Annotated in this window: 2 protein-coding genes and 1 pseudogene; 1 reads left to right on the forward strand and 2 read right to left on the reverse strand. The window is 65.2% G+C overall.

Annotation, left to right across the window (positions count from 1 at the left end; translation table 11 throughout):
- A partial coding sequence (locus tag AC1D2K_RS34050; protein WP_478094766.1) for a tripartite tricarboxylate transporter permease occupies positions 1-1,064 on the reverse strand: 1,064 nt, incomplete at its 3' end.
- Complete coding sequence (locus AC1D2K_RS34055) at positions 1,064-1,486, reverse strand: tripartite tricarboxylate transporter TctB family protein (RefSeq protein ID WP_478094768.1); 423 nt, start codon at positions 1,484-1,486, stop codon at positions 1,064-1,066. The genes AC1D2K_RS34050 and AC1D2K_RS34055, both read right to left, overlap by 1 nt.
- Positions 1,487-1,712: 226 nt before the next feature.
- Here AC1D2K_RS34055 and AC1D2K_RS34060 point away from each other — a divergent pair.
- Positions 1,713-1,872 (forward strand): annotated as a pseudogene (locus AC1D2K_RS34060) (helix-turn-helix domain-containing protein); the annotation flags it as partial.

Consider the following 1,872-nt stretch of genomic DNA (forward strand, 5'->3'; position numbering starts at 1 on the left):
CCCCAGAAGAGCTCGGGGTGGCTGGCGATCATGTTCGGTCCCGGCTGGATGCCCTTGATGATGAAGGCGGCCAGCATCAGCGCCATCACGGCGTTCTCGGGGATGCCGATGCTCATCAGGGGGATGAAGCTGGTGCGGGCGGCCGCTTCGTCGGCCGCGGCCTGACCGGCCACGCCCTCGATGCAGCCGGTGCCGATCTCGTGCTTGTACTTGCTGACCTTCTTGTCGATCGCGTACGCGGCGAACTGGGCGATCGTGGGACCGCCGCCGGGCAGGATGCCCAGGAAGGAGCCGACCACGCTGCCGCGCAGGGCACTGGGGATGATCCGCTTGAATTCCGCCCAGGTGGGGATCAGGTCGATCTTGCCGTTGAAGGGCGAGCGTTCTTCCCGGGCGTCGAGGTTCTTCGTGATCTCGGCGATGCCGAAGCAGCCCAATGCGATGCTCACGACGCCGACGCCGTCCACCAGGAAGGGCAGGTCCATGGTGAAGCGCTGGGCGCCGCTGTTCACGTCGGTGCCGATCGTGCCCAGCAGCACCCCGATCATGCTCATGGCCAGGCCATTGAGCAGGCTGCCCGTGGTGACGAAGCTCACGCACACGAAACCCACCATCATCATGGCGCAGTAGTCCGCCGGACCGAACAGGAAGGCGACTTCACCCAGCGTGGGAGCCAGGAACGACAGCACCAGGATGGCGACCGTGCCGCCAATGAAGCTCGAGACGCCCGCGGTGAACAGCGCCAGCCCGGTCTTGCCCTTGAGCGTCATCTGGTAGCCGTCGATGCACGCCACGATGCTGCTGGCGTGCGGGATCTTCATCGTGATGGCGCTCACGCTGTCCCCGTATTGGGCGCCGTAGTAGATGCCGGCCAGCATGATCAGCGCGCCGGTCGTGGGAATGGAATAGGTCAGCGGCAGCAGCAGGCTGATGGTGGCCAAGGGGCCCAGGCCGGGCAGCAGGCCGACCAGCGTGCCCACCGTGCAGCCGATGGCGCAGTACATCAGGTTCTGGAGGGTCAGGGCGTGCGAAAAGCCAAACGCCAGGTTGTTCAGGACGTCCATCAGTAGAGGGGCAGGTTCAAGCCGAGGAGTTTTTGAAGGAGCAGGGCCATCGTGACCAGGCCGGCGGAGATCTTGACGTTGCGCACCCACGAATAGGAGGTGCCGGCCAAGGTGGAGAAGAAGACCATGAAGACGATGCCCACGATCATGTTCAGGTACATCGAAAGCCCCGCGAAGCCGCAGAGGCTCACCATGATGATGGCGATGTTCCTGAAGTTCAGGCCCAGGTGCACGCGTTCGACGAAGAACGACCGGACCACGGTCACGATGCCGATCAGGAGCAGCATGGAGCTCACCAGTGCGGGAAACAATCCCGGCCCCGCGCGGCTGAAGTCGCCGATCGGGTAACGCAGAGCCTGCAGGCCGAAGGCCAGAGAGATCGCCATGAGGAACAGGCCTCTGACGAGATTTCGATTGTTCATACGCGCGAAGAGAGGGTGTGGCCGGTGGTGGGAACAACCCCACGGCTGTGGAACCGGGCGCCGTATTGGCAGCGCGGCTCGATGTTCTTGCGCCGTCACTGATCGGAATCTGACGCATGCGTGAGGGAAATTACGTACCGGGACCGTCCCTCATCCAGCGCGGGCGGATCGACTTCCCGTCGTGAAGGCGAGAGTCGTCGTGAACGCGCCGGTGTAGCCTGTCGCCATGGACTCCCTGATCACAGCCTCCGCGCGCGCCCTCGCCACCGGCGACCCGCTCGGCGCCCTCAAGCGCGTCGCCTTGCGCGAAGACCCGCCGGCGCTGGCCCTGCGCGGCATCGCCATGGCCCAGCTCGGCGAGCACCCGCGCGCGCGCGAGCTCCTTC

This window comes from Variovorax sp. P1_H12_2 (assembly GCF_056405335.1).

Bases quoted from the DNA above. Each gene is read 5' to 3' on its own strand.
- AC1D2K_RS34055 (WP_478094768.1), bottom strand. From the start codon at position 1,486: ATGAACAATCGAAATCTCGTCAGAGGCCTGTTCCTCATGGCGATCTCT.